The 13,901-nt window shown below is 56.1% G+C and carries 12 protein-coding genes; all 12 read right to left on the minus strand.

Annotated elements, in window-relative coordinates:
- Positions 1-7: 7 nt before the first annotated feature.
- Positions 8-691 carry an SGNH/GDSL hydrolase family protein gene (locus CWS35_RS31780; RefSeq protein ID WP_100955335.1) on the minus strand — a complete coding sequence of 228 codons (684 nt, stop codon included), beginning with the start codon at positions 689-691 and terminating at the stop codon, positions 8-10.
- 67 nt (positions 692-758) lie between these two features.
- Positions 759-1,553 carry a formyltransferase family protein gene (locus tag CWS35_RS31785; RefSeq protein WP_100955336.1) on the minus strand — a complete coding sequence of 265 codons (795 nt, stop codon included), beginning with the start codon at positions 1,551-1,553 and terminating at the stop codon, positions 759-761.
- A 53-nt stretch (positions 1,554-1,606) separates the two neighbouring features.
- The gene (locus CWS35_RS31790) at positions 1,607-2,521 is read right to left on the minus strand and encodes a bifunctional 2-polyprenyl-6-hydroxyphenol methylase/3-demethylubiquinol 3-O-methyltransferase UbiG (protein WP_100955337.1); all 915 of its coding nucleotides are present in this window, start codon (positions 2,519-2,521) and stop codon (positions 1,607-1,609) included.
- On the minus strand, positions 2,521-3,990 hold the full coding sequence (locus CWS35_RS31795) for a polysaccharide ABC transporter ATP-binding protein (protein WP_100956833.1): 1,470 nt from the start codon (positions 3,988-3,990) through the stop codon (positions 2,521-2,523). Before CWS35_RS31795 ends, CWS35_RS31790 begins: the two co-directional genes overlap by 1 nt.
- Positions 3,991-4,000: 10 nt before the next feature.
- A complete protein-coding gene (locus CWS35_RS31800; protein WP_157817294.1) occupies positions 4,001-4,876 on the minus strand; it encodes an ABC transporter permease in 876 nt (291 codons plus the stop codon).
- Positions 4,877-5,001: 125 nt separating this feature from the next.
- The gene (locus CWS35_RS31805) at positions 5,002-6,306 is read right to left on the minus strand and encodes a nucleotide sugar dehydrogenase (protein WP_100955339.1); all 1,305 of its coding nucleotides are present in this window, start codon (positions 6,304-6,306) and stop codon (positions 5,002-5,004) included.
- A gap of 186 nt (positions 6,307-6,492) precedes the next feature.
- Positions 6,493-7,542: a non-hydrolyzing UDP-N-acetylglucosamine 2-epimerase gene (wecB, locus tag CWS35_RS31810; RefSeq protein ID WP_100955340.1), complete on the minus strand. Its 1,050-nt coding sequence runs from the start codon at positions 7,540-7,542 to the stop codon at positions 6,493-6,495.
- Positions 7,542-8,600 carry an NAD-dependent epimerase/dehydratase family protein gene (locus tag CWS35_RS31815; RefSeq protein ID WP_100955341.1) on the minus strand — a complete coding sequence of 353 codons (1,059 nt, stop codon included), beginning with the start codon at positions 8,598-8,600 and terminating at the stop codon, positions 7,542-7,544. The genes wecB and CWS35_RS31815 overlap by 1 nt, the downstream gene beginning before the upstream one ends.
- A 2-nt stretch (positions 8,601-8,602) precedes the next feature.
- Positions 8,603-9,535 carry an NAD-dependent epimerase/dehydratase family protein gene (locus tag CWS35_RS31820; protein ID WP_100955342.1) on the minus strand — a complete coding sequence of 311 codons (933 nt, stop codon included), beginning with the start codon at positions 9,533-9,535 and terminating at the stop codon, positions 8,603-8,605.
- Between the two features lie 13 nt (positions 9,536-9,548).
- Positions 9,549-10,496 carry an NAD-dependent epimerase/dehydratase family protein gene (locus CWS35_RS31825; RefSeq protein ID WP_100955343.1) on the minus strand — a complete coding sequence of 316 codons (948 nt, stop codon included), beginning with the start codon at positions 10,494-10,496 and terminating at the stop codon, positions 9,549-9,551.
- 23 nt (positions 10,497-10,519) lie between these two features.
- Positions 10,520-12,436, minus strand: coding sequence for an asparagine synthase (glutamine-hydrolyzing) (asnB, locus tag CWS35_RS31830; RefSeq protein ID WP_100955344.1), 1,917 nt, complete (start codon positions 12,434-12,436; stop codon positions 10,520-10,522).
- A gap of 45 nt (positions 12,437-12,481) precedes the next feature.
- A complete protein-coding gene (locus CWS35_RS31835) occupies positions 12,482-13,810 on the minus strand; it encodes a hypothetical protein (RefSeq protein ID WP_157817295.1) in 1,329 nt (442 codons plus the stop codon).
- Positions 13,811-13,901 lie beyond the last annotated feature (91 nt).

Genomic DNA, 13,901 nt, shown 5'->3' on the forward strand with positions numbered 1-13,901 from the left:
ACTACGACTAGTCATCGCTATTGACTAGCGACTCCAGTGCAGTTTTCGCCTTTGGACCAATGAATCTTAAGTAAGCGTCGTGCCCATCTTCACTGAGGTGAAGGCCATCATCCAGAAGCAGCGATTTGAGGGCAATACCTTTCGCGATGAGCTCTTCGAAGTACAATTCCATGTCCTGGAAGAGCACTATGTCACGGAGTTCCGCGGCCAGATCGCGAATCGACGCGTTGTAAGCTCTATTGCTTTGCTCGAACGTGATTGTCGTATTCGGAATAATGTCAGAACCGCGCAAGGTAGGGTGGTTCGTATTAAGCAGAATCTTTTTTGCGCCAAAAGTGCGGCTTCGATTGATGATCTCACGCAAATTGGCTTTAAATGCTTCCAGGCTAACGCGCGGATTACCTTTGTCAGTCAACCAATAATTGCAGTCGTTTAGTCCAAACTGTACAACGATCATGTCCACACCCTGGCTCTGCACGTGATACGGCATATCTTCGAGTGCTTGCCGCGTGGTTCTGCCGTTGACGGACGCATTTGTAACAACAAGTTTGGCACTGACACTGCGGTGCGTATCTAGCTCTTCGGCAAGGCGAGTGACCCAACCTCGATAAATAGAAACACCTTGGCCGACGCAGATCGAGTCTCCAAAGAAAGTCACTCGAACAAGCTTTTCTGATCCGATCTTTGACATATCCACGAACTATTCCTCAAAGCACACGTTGAATTCCAGGCGATAGAAGACAGGCTACTTTTCTGCGCTACTGGATTTCCTCTACAGAAAAGACAACTTGGCGAAGATCCAAGAGACCACTCTGTGGTACCAGATAGGTCTTCCCCTTCGCAGTCAGTTGGAACGCCATGTTGTGAGGCGGGTAGAACAGAGCGCGCGCGTAAAGGCTAAGCTGATCCGGATCACGGATCGCGGTAACATCTAGAATTTCCTTCAGTGAGTTTCTTCCGTAGAATTTTGGCTCGACGTCAGCAGAAAGAGGCCTTCGGGGAATAGGCCGACCGCTTCTCAACGTGGCCATCAGTTGCTCGAACGCGTTAATGGCTGCGTGAATAGTCTTCCGATGAAGCGAGAGAGCCGTGTCGCCGTCGCCAATGGCCGTCACGGCCTCAAATGCGATGGCGCCGCTGTCGACCTTCTCCTCCATCCAGTGGATCGTCGAGTAGTAGGCGCCATCACCGTTAAGGATTGCGTGAGAGATAGAATTGTAACCCTGATAATGTGGAAGGCGAGCATTATGGAGATTGTATGCATCTCCATTGACAGCCTCAAGTATGTCCGGTGAGATAATCCAGTTATGTTGGATCGAAATTAGAAGACTTACTTCCTCTTCCCGGATCGCCGAAACAATCTGTTCCGTCCGCCGCCGGTCATTCGCGAGAAACCTAGGCGCAAATCCTAGCTCACGCTCAGCACGAACCCGTGTGTCAACGTCCGTCACCAGAACTGCGAGCTCGAAAGCTTCACGGTTTTCACGTCGAGCAAGGATTTCCATAGCTTTCCAAGCGATCTGCCGCTGGCCAAGAAAAATTAGTTTCCGCATGCGTTACACTCAACTTATCTACTGGAATTGATAGATACCAAGGACAGCCATCGCTACCTCGCCTGAAATACGCCAATAAACTCGGCTGGGCGGATTAATGTCTGCGCTATCTCAGCAAACACGTTCGGGTGCTTATCGCGAAGTGTGATCAACGCGTCCACCTGCTCCTCCAAAGTCAATACAAGTCCTTTACTTAGACTTTCCAGAGCCTCCGCCTGAGGTGCATTGCTTTCCACGGCAGCCTTCGCCATTGGTACAAGAACGTCGCGCAGAGGCGCCTTGAGGGAGGGCGCTGGCGTCAAAATCTGACTAGCTACGTAGAACGATTTAGCCGCGTATTCGAAACCGAGGCATTTAAACTCGAAGCACTTCTCGAAATAAAGGCGCAGCGAGTCGCGAGTAAAAGAGCGAACGTGCATATAAGCGTAAAGGTCATTGGCCACATACGAAGATAGATCTTCGTTATTCGGTACACGCACGATAAGCACACCGCCAGGCTTTAGCACGCGTGCAATCTGCGCTACCGATGCGTCCAAATCCAGAAGATGCTCAAGCACATCGCAAACGACGACACCGTCAAAATAGTTATCGACGTAGGGCATTTCTGCGAGTTTAGCGAGCGCGACTGTTAGACCTCGCTTCAGAGCCAATTGTAGATACTCAAGCGCAACGTCAACGCCGTAACGATCATAGTTCGGCACGTTCTTTAGCAGATTACCGGTGCCCACACCCGCATCGAGAATACGCGCTCCGTCTGGAAGGTAACGCTGTATCAAACCAAGGGTAACTGCCTCGGAATCTTGTATTTGGTCGTCGACCATGAAAGGGGAATGATGCGTGGAAGCCAAATGCTCGAGATGGTCATGGGCGATCTTTGCATAGTTTGCGACATATTCATCGCTCTCGGAGAAGACGGGAATCCCCTCGACAGTACGAATCGGAGCCCGAGCATAGGCGGCCTTACTCATCACGAAGCCCTCACATCAACGCAGGTCCATTCAGAAGAATGCAAAAAGGCGGCACCAACCGCACTAATCGATTCCGGCAACACTACGTCTAGGTTAAAACTGCGACTGAGAAGGTCGAAACGTTTACCTTCGTTCATTCGCTCAATTCCAACATGTTCGGTTACGCTTATCCCTACAGTGTATTCACCGGGCCCAATTTGGCAGGGATTCAGAACGACCGACACCTGCCGTCGGTCTCCCCCTTTTGCGCTAAATTCATCTGGCGGACTGAACAAGCGCGTGGCGCAGTTTCCCATGTGATCGTGAATGGCCACTCCGTAGCAGCATCTGTAACTACCGTCTTTCAGGACTTCGAGGTCGATCACAAACCGAGCGGGACGCAAGCAGATGAACTTATTTGTTGAGCCCACCTCAGTCTGCAAATCGAGGCCGACAATTCTAAGCGAGGTTTCATCAACCCACCGCGACAGTCCGCCCGGTGCAAGATGCCGCAGAGCCGCCGGCGCCGGATGTGGAAATTGAGGCATAGCGTCGTGCGGCACAAACGAAGGCACCTGCATCCGCCTAGAGTCGAAGCTCTGCGCCACAAAACGGGTCCCAGTCAATTCGCCGGTCGTTGGATTATCTTCGGACAGCTCACGGTGCCCCACGACATTTTCTGTGGCGACGACGGACGACGTGAGTCGCTCTGCCTTGTTTAGCTTCTCCACAGTCTTGTTTAAGTACTCTTCATAGGCTTTGACGACCAGAAACGCGCTGTCCTCCATTCGGATTTCACCCTGGTCTAGCCAGATTGCACGGTCGCAGAGCTCCAATATCTGACTCATCGAATGCGAAACGAGAAGCATCGTGCAACCGTTGCCAATAAGCTTATCAACGCGCTTCTTTGACTTCGCTACGAAGTATGCATCGCCGGCCCCAAGGACTTCATCAATGATGAGTATCTCAGGACGTATCGCGGTCGCAGTCGCGAACATCAGCCTAGCCTGCATTCCCAGAGAATAGGTCTTAAACGGCTGATCAATGAATTCGCTCAATTCACAAAACTCGATGATTCCTTCGACCGCCGTCTGATGCTCTGCTCGCTCCAGCCCATTGTAGTGCAATGAGGCATCGATATTCTCCCGTCCCGTAAATTCTGGGTGAAAACCAATACCAACATTCATCAGAGCCTGCACTCGTCCAACCACCTCGACAACGCCAGACGTCGGAGAAAAATTGCCACAGATCAACTTCAGAAGCGTTGTCTTCCCAGAACCGTTACGACCGATTATTCCGATCCGCTGCCCCTTCTGAACCTTCCAATCTATGTGCGCGAGTGCACTGAACTCTTTCGCTGCGGTTCGCGGTCTAAATCCGTAACGATGAAGCTGCAGCGCCTCTATCAACTGATCTTTCTGGCTGCCATGAAGTCGATAGATCTTCGAGACATTCTTAAACCAGATCGCCACTTCGCTAGATTTTGTCATCTTCGAGTCTTCATGCATAGTCATAGAACACGTTCTTAATTCGCTGGAATATCCAGAATCCTCCCAAGAAGCTTGTTAGAGCCATTCCGAAAACAACAGCCAGATAGCCTGGCAAGGGAAACTCTCCGTAGCAAATCAGGGCTTGAAAGCAGAACACGAAATAGGACATCGGGTTGAGGTAAATAATGAACTTCATTGCGCTCGGTACCATCTCTGGTGTGTAGGCGAACGGACTAAGTACGAACAACACCATAAGAACCAAACCCAATCCATGCTGAATGTCACGAACGACGAGCGAGACAAGTGAAAGGATCCAGCCGATACCGCCAACGAACATCAATAGCGATCCCCATAGCACGGGGACGAGGAGCACCGACTTCCAATTCACTCCGCCAAAAATTGCTCCACTCAACAGTGTTACAGTAAGCGCCACTAAGCTAGAGACTTGCGCACTTAGCACTGCCCGGATGGGTATCAGCTCGGCAGGAAACACTGTGTTTAGCAAAAGGGCCCGATTTGCCGAAAGCGACGATGTAGCGCTAGTCAATGCTTCGTTGAATGCCATCAACGGCACCATGCCTGAGAATAGAAGGATGACGTAACTCTCGCGAGACAGATTTTGTGGCTGGACTTTGAAGATGAACGCATAGAGGCCAGCATAGATCGCAAGTTGCATGACCGGAAATACTGCGACCCAGGCAACGCCCAATATTGACCCACCGTATCTCTGACGCACATCACTTACTACGCTGTCGAACAAGCGCATCCGATAACGAAACAGTCGAGCAAGCTTCATCATCAAATCGTTCTGGCCATACATCCATCGCGCCTTTTTTGAAGGAATCTCAGCGTTCGACTGGCGCGCCACGACCGTGCCCTCTTTCAAGCAACGACTTGTGCCTTATGCCACTCAGAAGTTGTCGCAAATCTCAACCTTTGGACTGACGGTCACTCACGGAGGTGAGTTAGTTGAGTGCCCTACTTCGCGAACGACGTGAATCGATGATATTCTCAAGCCTTGATGACGTTGTCTGCTGGCCCGACAAACTTACCACGGCAATCGACTATCAGCGGCGCCTCCGAGACTAACAACTCGTAGTCAAACCGGTCGTGGTCTGTGGCAAGCAATACGCAGTCGAACTGCTGCAGAACGCCTTTGCTCAACGGTACGCTTGCCAGATCGAAAGAATGCGCTCTCATCTTGGGGAACGAAGGTACGTGCGGATCACTGTAGGCAATCTCTGCTCCTAGATCCCGCAGCTTCTCCATCAAAAGAACCGAGGGAGACTCTCGCACATCGTCCACATTTTTCTTGTAAGCAATCCCGAGCACCAGAATCGAACTTCCCTTAATGGACTTGTTTCTCTGATTAAGAGCCAAGGACAGTTTAGAAATCACGTAGTCCGGCATCGAGGAATTGATCTCGCCAGCGAGTTCGATGAAGCGCGTGTGCATGCCGTATTCGCGCGCCTTCCATGTCAGATAGAATGGATCAATTGGAATGCAGTGTCCGCCGATGCCGGGTCCGGGATAATACGGAACGAAGCCGAACGGCTTGGTGGCTGCGGCGCGAATCACTTCGTGAATATCGATCCCCATCTTGTCGGCGACAAGCTTCATCTCGTTGACTAGACCAATATTCACCGAGCGATGGATGTTCTCCAGCAGCTTCGTCAACTCGGCGGCCCGCGTCGAGCTTACGGGAACGACCCTGTCGATCACCTGACGATAGAGAGCAATGCCAGCCTCAAGGCATGCGGGTGTGCAACCACCACAGACCTTCGGAATTGACCGGGTCGAGAAGCTTGGGTTACCGGGATCTTCGCGCTCTGGAGAAAAGACCAGAAATATGTCTTGGCCGATAGTGAGGCCGAATTTTTCGATGCGCGGCTTTAACTCTTCCTCAGTTGTGCCAGGATAGGTCGTGCTTTCAAGTGACAAAACCATCCCCTGATGCAAATACGGCAGAAGCGATTCTGTCGTATCTAGTACAAAGCTCAGATCGGGTTCGCGATATTTGTTGAGCGGCGTTGGAACACAGAGAATAAGTGCATCGACATCTCTCGCGCGGGAGAAATCGGTCGTCGGCTCGAAGCCAAGCCTCGTCGCAGCCTTGATGCTGCCGCTCGATATATGCTCGATATAGGACTGACCGGCTTGAAGTGCATCGACTTTAGTCTGGTCAATATCAAAGCCAACGACCTTGTAGCCTACTTCGGCATAACGCAGCATGAGCGGAAGGCCGACGTAGCCCAAGCCCACGATGCCGATTACGGCTGTTCTATCGTCCAGTTTAGCGATCAACTCGGATTTCATGTCATCACTCTTGCTAGGCTGTTGCGACGGCCGGCTTGAAAGGCATCGAATTTGGACGCTGAAATAGCGCTGTAGCGACGAGGCCGCAATCCTGGAACGGACGGATACGCGCCGCCTACCGAAAGTCGACAAAACGGACTTTGGCGACAAGCTTGCTGAACAAGGACGCGATTCGCGGCGCCCCTTTCATCTTGGCGCACATGAGCCTAATAGCCGGACGACGTCATGGGCCGCGCGACCAGTCCCATACTCGTTTATGTCACGTCGCACGGACTTAACTGGCCCTTTCCAGAGCCGATTCCATCCGCTTGCAACCGTCTCGGTCCATTCAGTTTCATCGCGTAGCGTTACGCATGGCACGCGGTGAAAATATGCCTCTTTTTGCAAACCGCCGGAGTCCGTGTACACCTCGGTGGCGTGATGCAGCAGCTTTGCCATGTCGAGATAGCCGACCGGCTCGATGATGCGGAGCCCGTCCAGGCTCACACCCAACCGCGCTGCGGCGTGCCGGGTACGCGGATGCAGCGGCAGCACGACGGTGCGCCCGCGCGCCTGCTCGAGCAGGAACTTAACGACGTCGCGCAGCCGTTCCGGGTCGTCGGTATTCTCGGCACGGTGCACGGTCGCAAGCGCATATTGGCCGGGCTCAAGCTGCAGCTCAGCCAGGATACCGGACCCGGTCTCCGCCTTCTCGAGAGCGAACATGGTGGCGTCGTACATGACGTCGCCGACGTGATGTACGCCCTCAGTCACGCCCTCTGCCGCAAGGTTCGCGATGGCCGTCGCGGTGGGACAGAAGTGCAATGTCGAGAGATGATCCGTCACAATCCGGTTCAACTCTTCCGGCATCCGCCGGTTGAAGGAACGGAGTCCCGCTTCGACATGGGCGACCGGGATGTGAAGCTTGGCCGCGGCCAGCGAGCCGGCCAGCGTCGAGTTTGTGTCGCCATACACCACAACCCAGTCCGGCTTTTCGGCAAGCAGGATCGGCTCGATCGCCATCAGCATTCGCCCGGTCATGTCGCCGTGGCCGCCGCCATTGATGTCCAGATGATGCTTCGGCTTCGGGATGGATAATTCCTCGAAGAACAGGTCGGACATGTTTGCGTCGAAATGCTGGCCGGTGTGAATCATCACTTCCGCCAATCCATCCGTTTCGCGGATGGCCCGGCTGACCGCTGCGGCCTTGATGAACTGCGGTCGCGCGCCGACCACAGTGAGAATTTTGACGGACATCAGGAATACTTCGCGACGTCGGGCACATGCGCAACGTGGTTGCGCATGCAGCCGAGGATGCGGTCGCGGTTCTCCCGCGTCCACGCAACGGTCCGCCGCAGGCCCTCTTCATGCGCGACGCTCGCCGCGAACCCGAGCTTCTCGCGCGCCTTCGCGGGATCACCGAAGCGCTGGCCCGACCTGTCCCAGTCGCGCGCCGGCGTCAGCGCGATCGGCGTCTGGTTGCCGGTGATCGCGTTCACCCGCTTCGCCAGTTCGAGGATGCTGGTCTCGACGCCCGAGGCAAGATTGTAGATCTCGCCGGGATCGCCCGAGAGCGCGCAAGCCATCAATCCCCGCGCCATGTCCTCGACATAGATGAAGTCGCGGGACGCGATCCCGCCATTCTCGACGGGAAGTGCTTCGTCGTTGAGCGCCTTCCAGATGAAGGTCGGGGTGACGTTCCGCCAGACCGTGTGAACGGTGCCGCGCCAGCGCCCGGCTCCCAGTATCTCGCCCGGACCATAGACGTTTTGGAATCGCGCCTTCACGAAGGGCAGCTTGTAGCGGGAGAAATAGTAGTTGCCGTACATCTCCCCGATCAGCTTGGAGATCGAATAGGGGCTGTCGTGGTACAGCGAGACCGGAGCATCCTCCGTCGTCGCCGACGCGCCATCGAAGGTCTTCTCGGCCACCGCGCAACCCGCCGCAGCATACACCACCTTCCGCAGCGAGCGGATGCCCTTGAGCCGTTCGAACAGCTTCAGGCTGGTCAGCGTGTTGTTGTCGTGATCCGCCATCGGATCGGCAATCGACGACTGGTTGCCGTGGAAACACGCCAGATGGAACGCGAAGTCGAGATCTTCGGGCAATGCGGCGAGCACGGCGTCATCGGTGATCGGACGCGACACGAACTGGATCCGGGGATCTCCCGGCACGTTCGAGGCGTCTGCCGACAGAAGATTGTCTACGACGATGATCTTGGCCGGCGCTTGCTCGAGCAGCAGCCGGACGAGATTTGAGCCGACGAACCCGGCTCCGCCGACGACGAGTATGGTCGATCCGTTGAATGACTTCATGATCAGCTCTTTGGTGCCGCCAGGTGACTATAGACATCGCTCACGCCATGGGCGTCGTACCATGCAAGGAGACGCCGAATGGTCTCATCGAACGGCACCTTGGCCTGCCATCCGAGCAACGCACGGGTCCGGCTCGGATCCGGAACGACGGACGGTACGTCGTCATCGCCGACCGGCACCACCTTCACGTCGGGATCGGCCGGCAGTCCGAGGTGGGACCGCACGAGGTCGTAGATCTCCTTGATCGAGTGGCCGATCCCGCTCGAGACGTTGAAGACCCCGGTCGGCGCCTGCTCGGCCATCGCGAGATCGACCGCGGCCAGGAAGTCGGACATGTCGAGGAAGTCGCGCTGCGCATCGCTGCAGAAACAGCCCTGCCCTGCCTTGAGGCGCTTGTAGAAGGTCGGGATCGGACCGATCGCCAAACGAGGCCCGGTCACGTTGGCGAGCCGCAGCGACATGTAGGGCAGGCCGCTCATCGCCAGATATTGTTCACCGGCCACCTTCGAGATTCCGTAGCTGGTGAACGGCCGCAGCGGATGCTCGACCGGGATCGGCGTGGTTTCCGGCCGGCCATAGCACAGCACGGTCTGGAAGTTCAGGATCCGGTCCACGCCGGCGGCACGCGCGGCATCGATCACGTTCACGGTGCCGTCGACATTCGTCGCGATGTCTTCGCGCCAATTCGCCGGATCCTTGTAGGAAGCCGCCGAATGCACGACGTGCGTGGGTCGGAATTTCTCGAACGCCGAAGCGACGAGATCCCGATCGACGATCGACCCCTCGATCAAGGTCAAGCCCGGAAGCGCGGGCACAACCTCGCGCTTGCCGGTGGCGAAATTGTCGATCACGAGAATCTCGTGGCCCTGCGGCAGCCAGTGCTCGATCAGGTTCGAGCCGAGGCAGCCCGCGCCGCCAGTGATGATGATGCGCATCTTGCCGTTCCGATCAGGTGCGGATTTCCGCACGCGCTTCCTTCAGGTGCGTATAGCCACCGACGACGCCTTCCTTCTCCCAGCGCTCGACCGACAGGCGAGCGATCTCGTCCAGCGACGTGAATTCGACGTCACCGAAATCCTTGAACGTGCGGGACGGGTCGAGCAAGATCGAAGGCGCGTCGTCCGGGCCGAGCGGCTTCACCTCGGGCTCCGGATAGTCGTTGATCTTCATGGCCCGCACCACGGAATCGTAGAGCTCCTTGATGGCGACGTCCTTGCCCGAGGAGAAGTGATAGGTGCCGTGGCCGACGCCATCGGCGGCCTTGACAACGACGCGGGCGAGATCGCCAGCATAGCAGAAGTCGCGGCGCGCCGGGGTGACGAAGCACTTCTGCCCCTTTGCAAGCCGCCCGTAGAAGATCGGCAGCGGCCCCGACACGTTTCGCGGCCCGATCACGTTGGCAAGGCGGAACGTTACCCATTCCACTCCGGAGAACTGCACGTAATTCTCGCCGGCTGTCTTCGAGATGGCGTAGCTGGAATTGACGGGATTGATGGGATGGTCAAGCTGAATCGGCGACTGGAGCGGCTTGGTACCGTAGCAAAGCGCAGTCTGAAAGTAGACAAGACGGGATACGCCGAAGGTCTTGCAGGCTTTCGCGACATTGGCCGTGCCGACCGCATTCACCAGCGCATCACTGCTCCAGTCTTCCGGATCCTTGTAGGACGCGGCCGTGTGAATCACGACCTCCGGGCGGAAATCGGAGAACAGTCGATCGATCACCTCGACGTTTGCAATCGAGTCCTCGACCAGGGTCAGATTGTCGTGCTTGGTGAGATTGTCGGCTCTGCCGGTCGCATAATTGTCGATCGCGACCACGGTGTCGCCACGCGACAACAGCATGTCGATGACCGTTGATCCAACCTGTCCGGCTCCGCCGGTTACGAAAATCTTCATAGCCACCATCCAGATTGAGAAGTTTAAGCCTTGACCATCGCGCGAAACTCGGCTGCCCGGTCGTGAAAGCGCTGATGCCAGAGCTCCAGACTGAGAAGCCCCCACGTCTTTCGGGAGAAGCGTGATTGCCCACCGAAGCTGGAAAGCACGACATCACTATTGAAGAACGGACGATGCTTCGAACGCTGTTCGCCGAAAACGTCCAGGACAAAGTCCTTGAGCTCACCGTCGAACCATTCCTTCAGCGGCACCGGAAAACCCATCTTGTCGCGCCGCTGCAACAGCGCCTTCGGCAGTGTGTCACGATAAGCCGTTTTCATGAGCTGCTTCATCTGCCCGCCCATGAACTTCACGTCGGCCGGCACTGTGGCAAGGAACTCGACAAGAGGATGATCCAGCAGCGGCACGCGACTCTCCAGGCCGTGCGCCATGCTCATGCGGTCCTCGACGTGGAGCAGCGCCGGCAACAGGCTCTTGAAGTCGAAGTGCGTCATCTTGTCGAAGTAGGCTTCCTTCCGCACATTGTCTTTGTTGTTGAAAATGGCGCGGAAGGACTCGAACACAGCCTCCTTGTTCAGCGCACTCCAGTCGACCTCACCGACCATGTCAGTCGAACGATCGACCAGGCGGAAGTATCTCCGATCAAGATCCTCGAACAGGCCGGCGCGCCAAAACTCCTTGATCATGGGCTTGTATTCACGCAGCAGACCGAGATTGGGCACGATGGACTCGATCGTGACCACGTAGTGACCGCTCTGATAGGTGCCGTCGATAGCTGCCTTGATGCACTGCTCGAAATAAGCGACCAGATAGCGCGCATAGCCGCCGAGCAGTTCGTCGCCGCCCTGCCCGCCCAGCACGACCTTGACATTCTTCGCGGCCAGCGCGGACACCATGTATTGCGGAAACGACCCCGGTCCGGCCACCGGGAAGTCAAGGTGATAGATGACATCGCCGATGCTATTGCGGAAATCTGCGGCAGTGATGTCGACCATGTGGAGCGACATATCCGCCAGATCGGTCACCGTCTTCGCATAGCCGCTCTCATCATACCCCGAAAATTCGAGGAAGCGGCCATGGAATGCGTCACGACTGCGATGATCCAGCTTGGCAGCCAAGAGCGCAACAAGACTGGAGTCGAGCCCACCCGACACATAGCCGCCGACCGGAACGTCGGAGCGCAGATGGACCTGCATGGAGTCGGATAGCAGCTCGGTGAAGCGCCGCTCGAAGTAGCTAGGACTGCGATCGAAATCGACGTCGTACTGCACGTCCCAATACCGGGACGTCGCGACGTCGCCGCCCTGAACTCGAAGCAGATGGCCGGGCAGCAGAGTGGAGATCCCCTTAAATAGGGTCTTCTTGCCGATTGTGTACTGAAATGTGAGATACTCACTCAGCGCATCGGCGTCGGTTTCGATGTCGCCCAAGAACGGCAGCAGCGCCTTGGCCTCCGATGCGAAATAGAAGACCCCGTGTTGCACCGTATAATAAAACGGCTTGATCCCAAAACGGTCACGCGCGGCAAACAGCTTCTTGCTTCGATTGTCCCAGATTGCGAAAGCAAACATCCCGCGCAGATGATCGACGCAGCGCTCGCCCCATTTCTCGTATGCGGCGAGGATCACTTCCGTGTCCGAGTTGGATTGGAACGTCCAACCTTTCGAAAGCTGTTCGCGAAGTTCGATGAAATTGTAGATTTCCCCATTGTAGGAAATCACGGTACCACTCGCGCCCCTCATCGGCTGGGCACCGGCAGGCGTCAAATCGATGATCGCAAGCCGACGGTGAACCAGTCCGACGCTCCCGGCATCATCGCTCCATTGCCCCGAGCCATCGGGACCACGATGAGCGATCAAGCCGCTCATCGCGTTGAGCGACGCGATGCCCCCTTCAACGGGATGACCGGACAGAGACGCGAATCCTGCAATGCCACACATGAAGTCAGAGAACCCCGATATTCAAGATCACCGAAGACGCCAAATCTATCCGCGAATTCTACGCGCGAGAGCCAACATCTGACGGACAAGCGCAACAACAATCGTATGAAGAAAATTGGGTAACAATCTGATTTCCTTCATATCCTCAATGTGATGCTGATGTGCGCGAAGAACGGCGCGGGTAAACGATTCCCGCAAGGCAAACTCATCGGCGACCGCATCCGGTGATGCACTACAATCAGGGGGTAGCCGCCCCTTCCTGATCGCGACATCACGAACTTCCGCTAGCAGACCTGCCACAAAATTCCTATAGCGGAACTTCGGATCGTCGACCAATGCGCGGTAACACGCCTCGATCCGTGCTTGGTTGGCGTCCACATCCTGCATCTGCTCGTAGACTTCTTCGGCATTTGAGCAATCAAGCGCGAGCTCGATGTAGTGCTCGCCTGGGTTCAGTGCGCCGACATAACTGCCGGGCGTCAGTATCTGGCAGGACCGAGCGATCGCCGCCTCGAACAGACGTGGCCCGGCCGCGGTATACGCCTTCCTCATGTCCTGGCCGGCGAAGCACGTCTGCTCTAGTTCCTCAAAGCTGGCTGTCGGGTTGCGCTGAAGCTGCAATTCGACACATTCCCTGATCTCCCCTCTCGGATCCAGGAGCGAACTTCCGCTCTCGCAGCCAAGGGTGAACTTGCAGTTACCCAGAAACTGCAGCCAAGCATCGCCAACAAGAGCGTCGCCCTCCCGTGTCGAGATATCCAGTCTGAGCTTACGATCAGCCACTCTCGACCGGAAGCGCTCGCCCAATTCGGCCTTCACCTGGCCTACTCTTCCAAAATATGCCGGCAGCGCCCTCGCCCGATACCCGACATCGATTGGCCGGTCGTTGAATGGCACGGCAAAGCGCTGCATCAGGCCGATATCGACGTCGTCGATATACCCCGTAAGCGCCTCGAGCACCCGTGCGCTCTCCCGCGCGCGAGGATAAAACTCTTCGTGATGACCGTAGCATACGGAATAGATGAGATCGACTTTCCAGTCCGAGAGCCACGCATCAAGTACCTCGGCATGATCGTACTCATCTTGTGGTAACGCCACCTTGACGGCATCTGATTGCGCGACAAAGTCGTAAGCATCGAGAAGCCGATCCAGCCACAGCGATTTTGGCCTCGCCCACCTCCAGCACAGAAACGTCGTGTCGAGAATGATCGCATCGAACGCCTGCTTGCGGAGACGGGCCGTGACGGGTTGGCGTGCGCTATGCAACGTATATTCGTGTTGAGGAGCGTACTTAACGAGCGCAAATGCGTGGTTGATCGACGTACGCCGCGCCGAAGCAAGATTGTCCAGTTCGTGAAGGATCAAAATTCGCACGATCGACTATCAATTCTGCACCCAGCGGCATGCAACCAGGCTGCCTTATCGCAGATGCAGCGCTGTTGCATGCTTTTCATTTCGATCCGGC

Origin of the sequence: Bradyrhizobium sp. SK17 (genome assembly GCF_002831585.1) — a bacterium.
Taxonomy (GTDB): Bacteria; Pseudomonadota; Alphaproteobacteria; order Rhizobiales; family Xanthobacteraceae; genus Bradyrhizobium.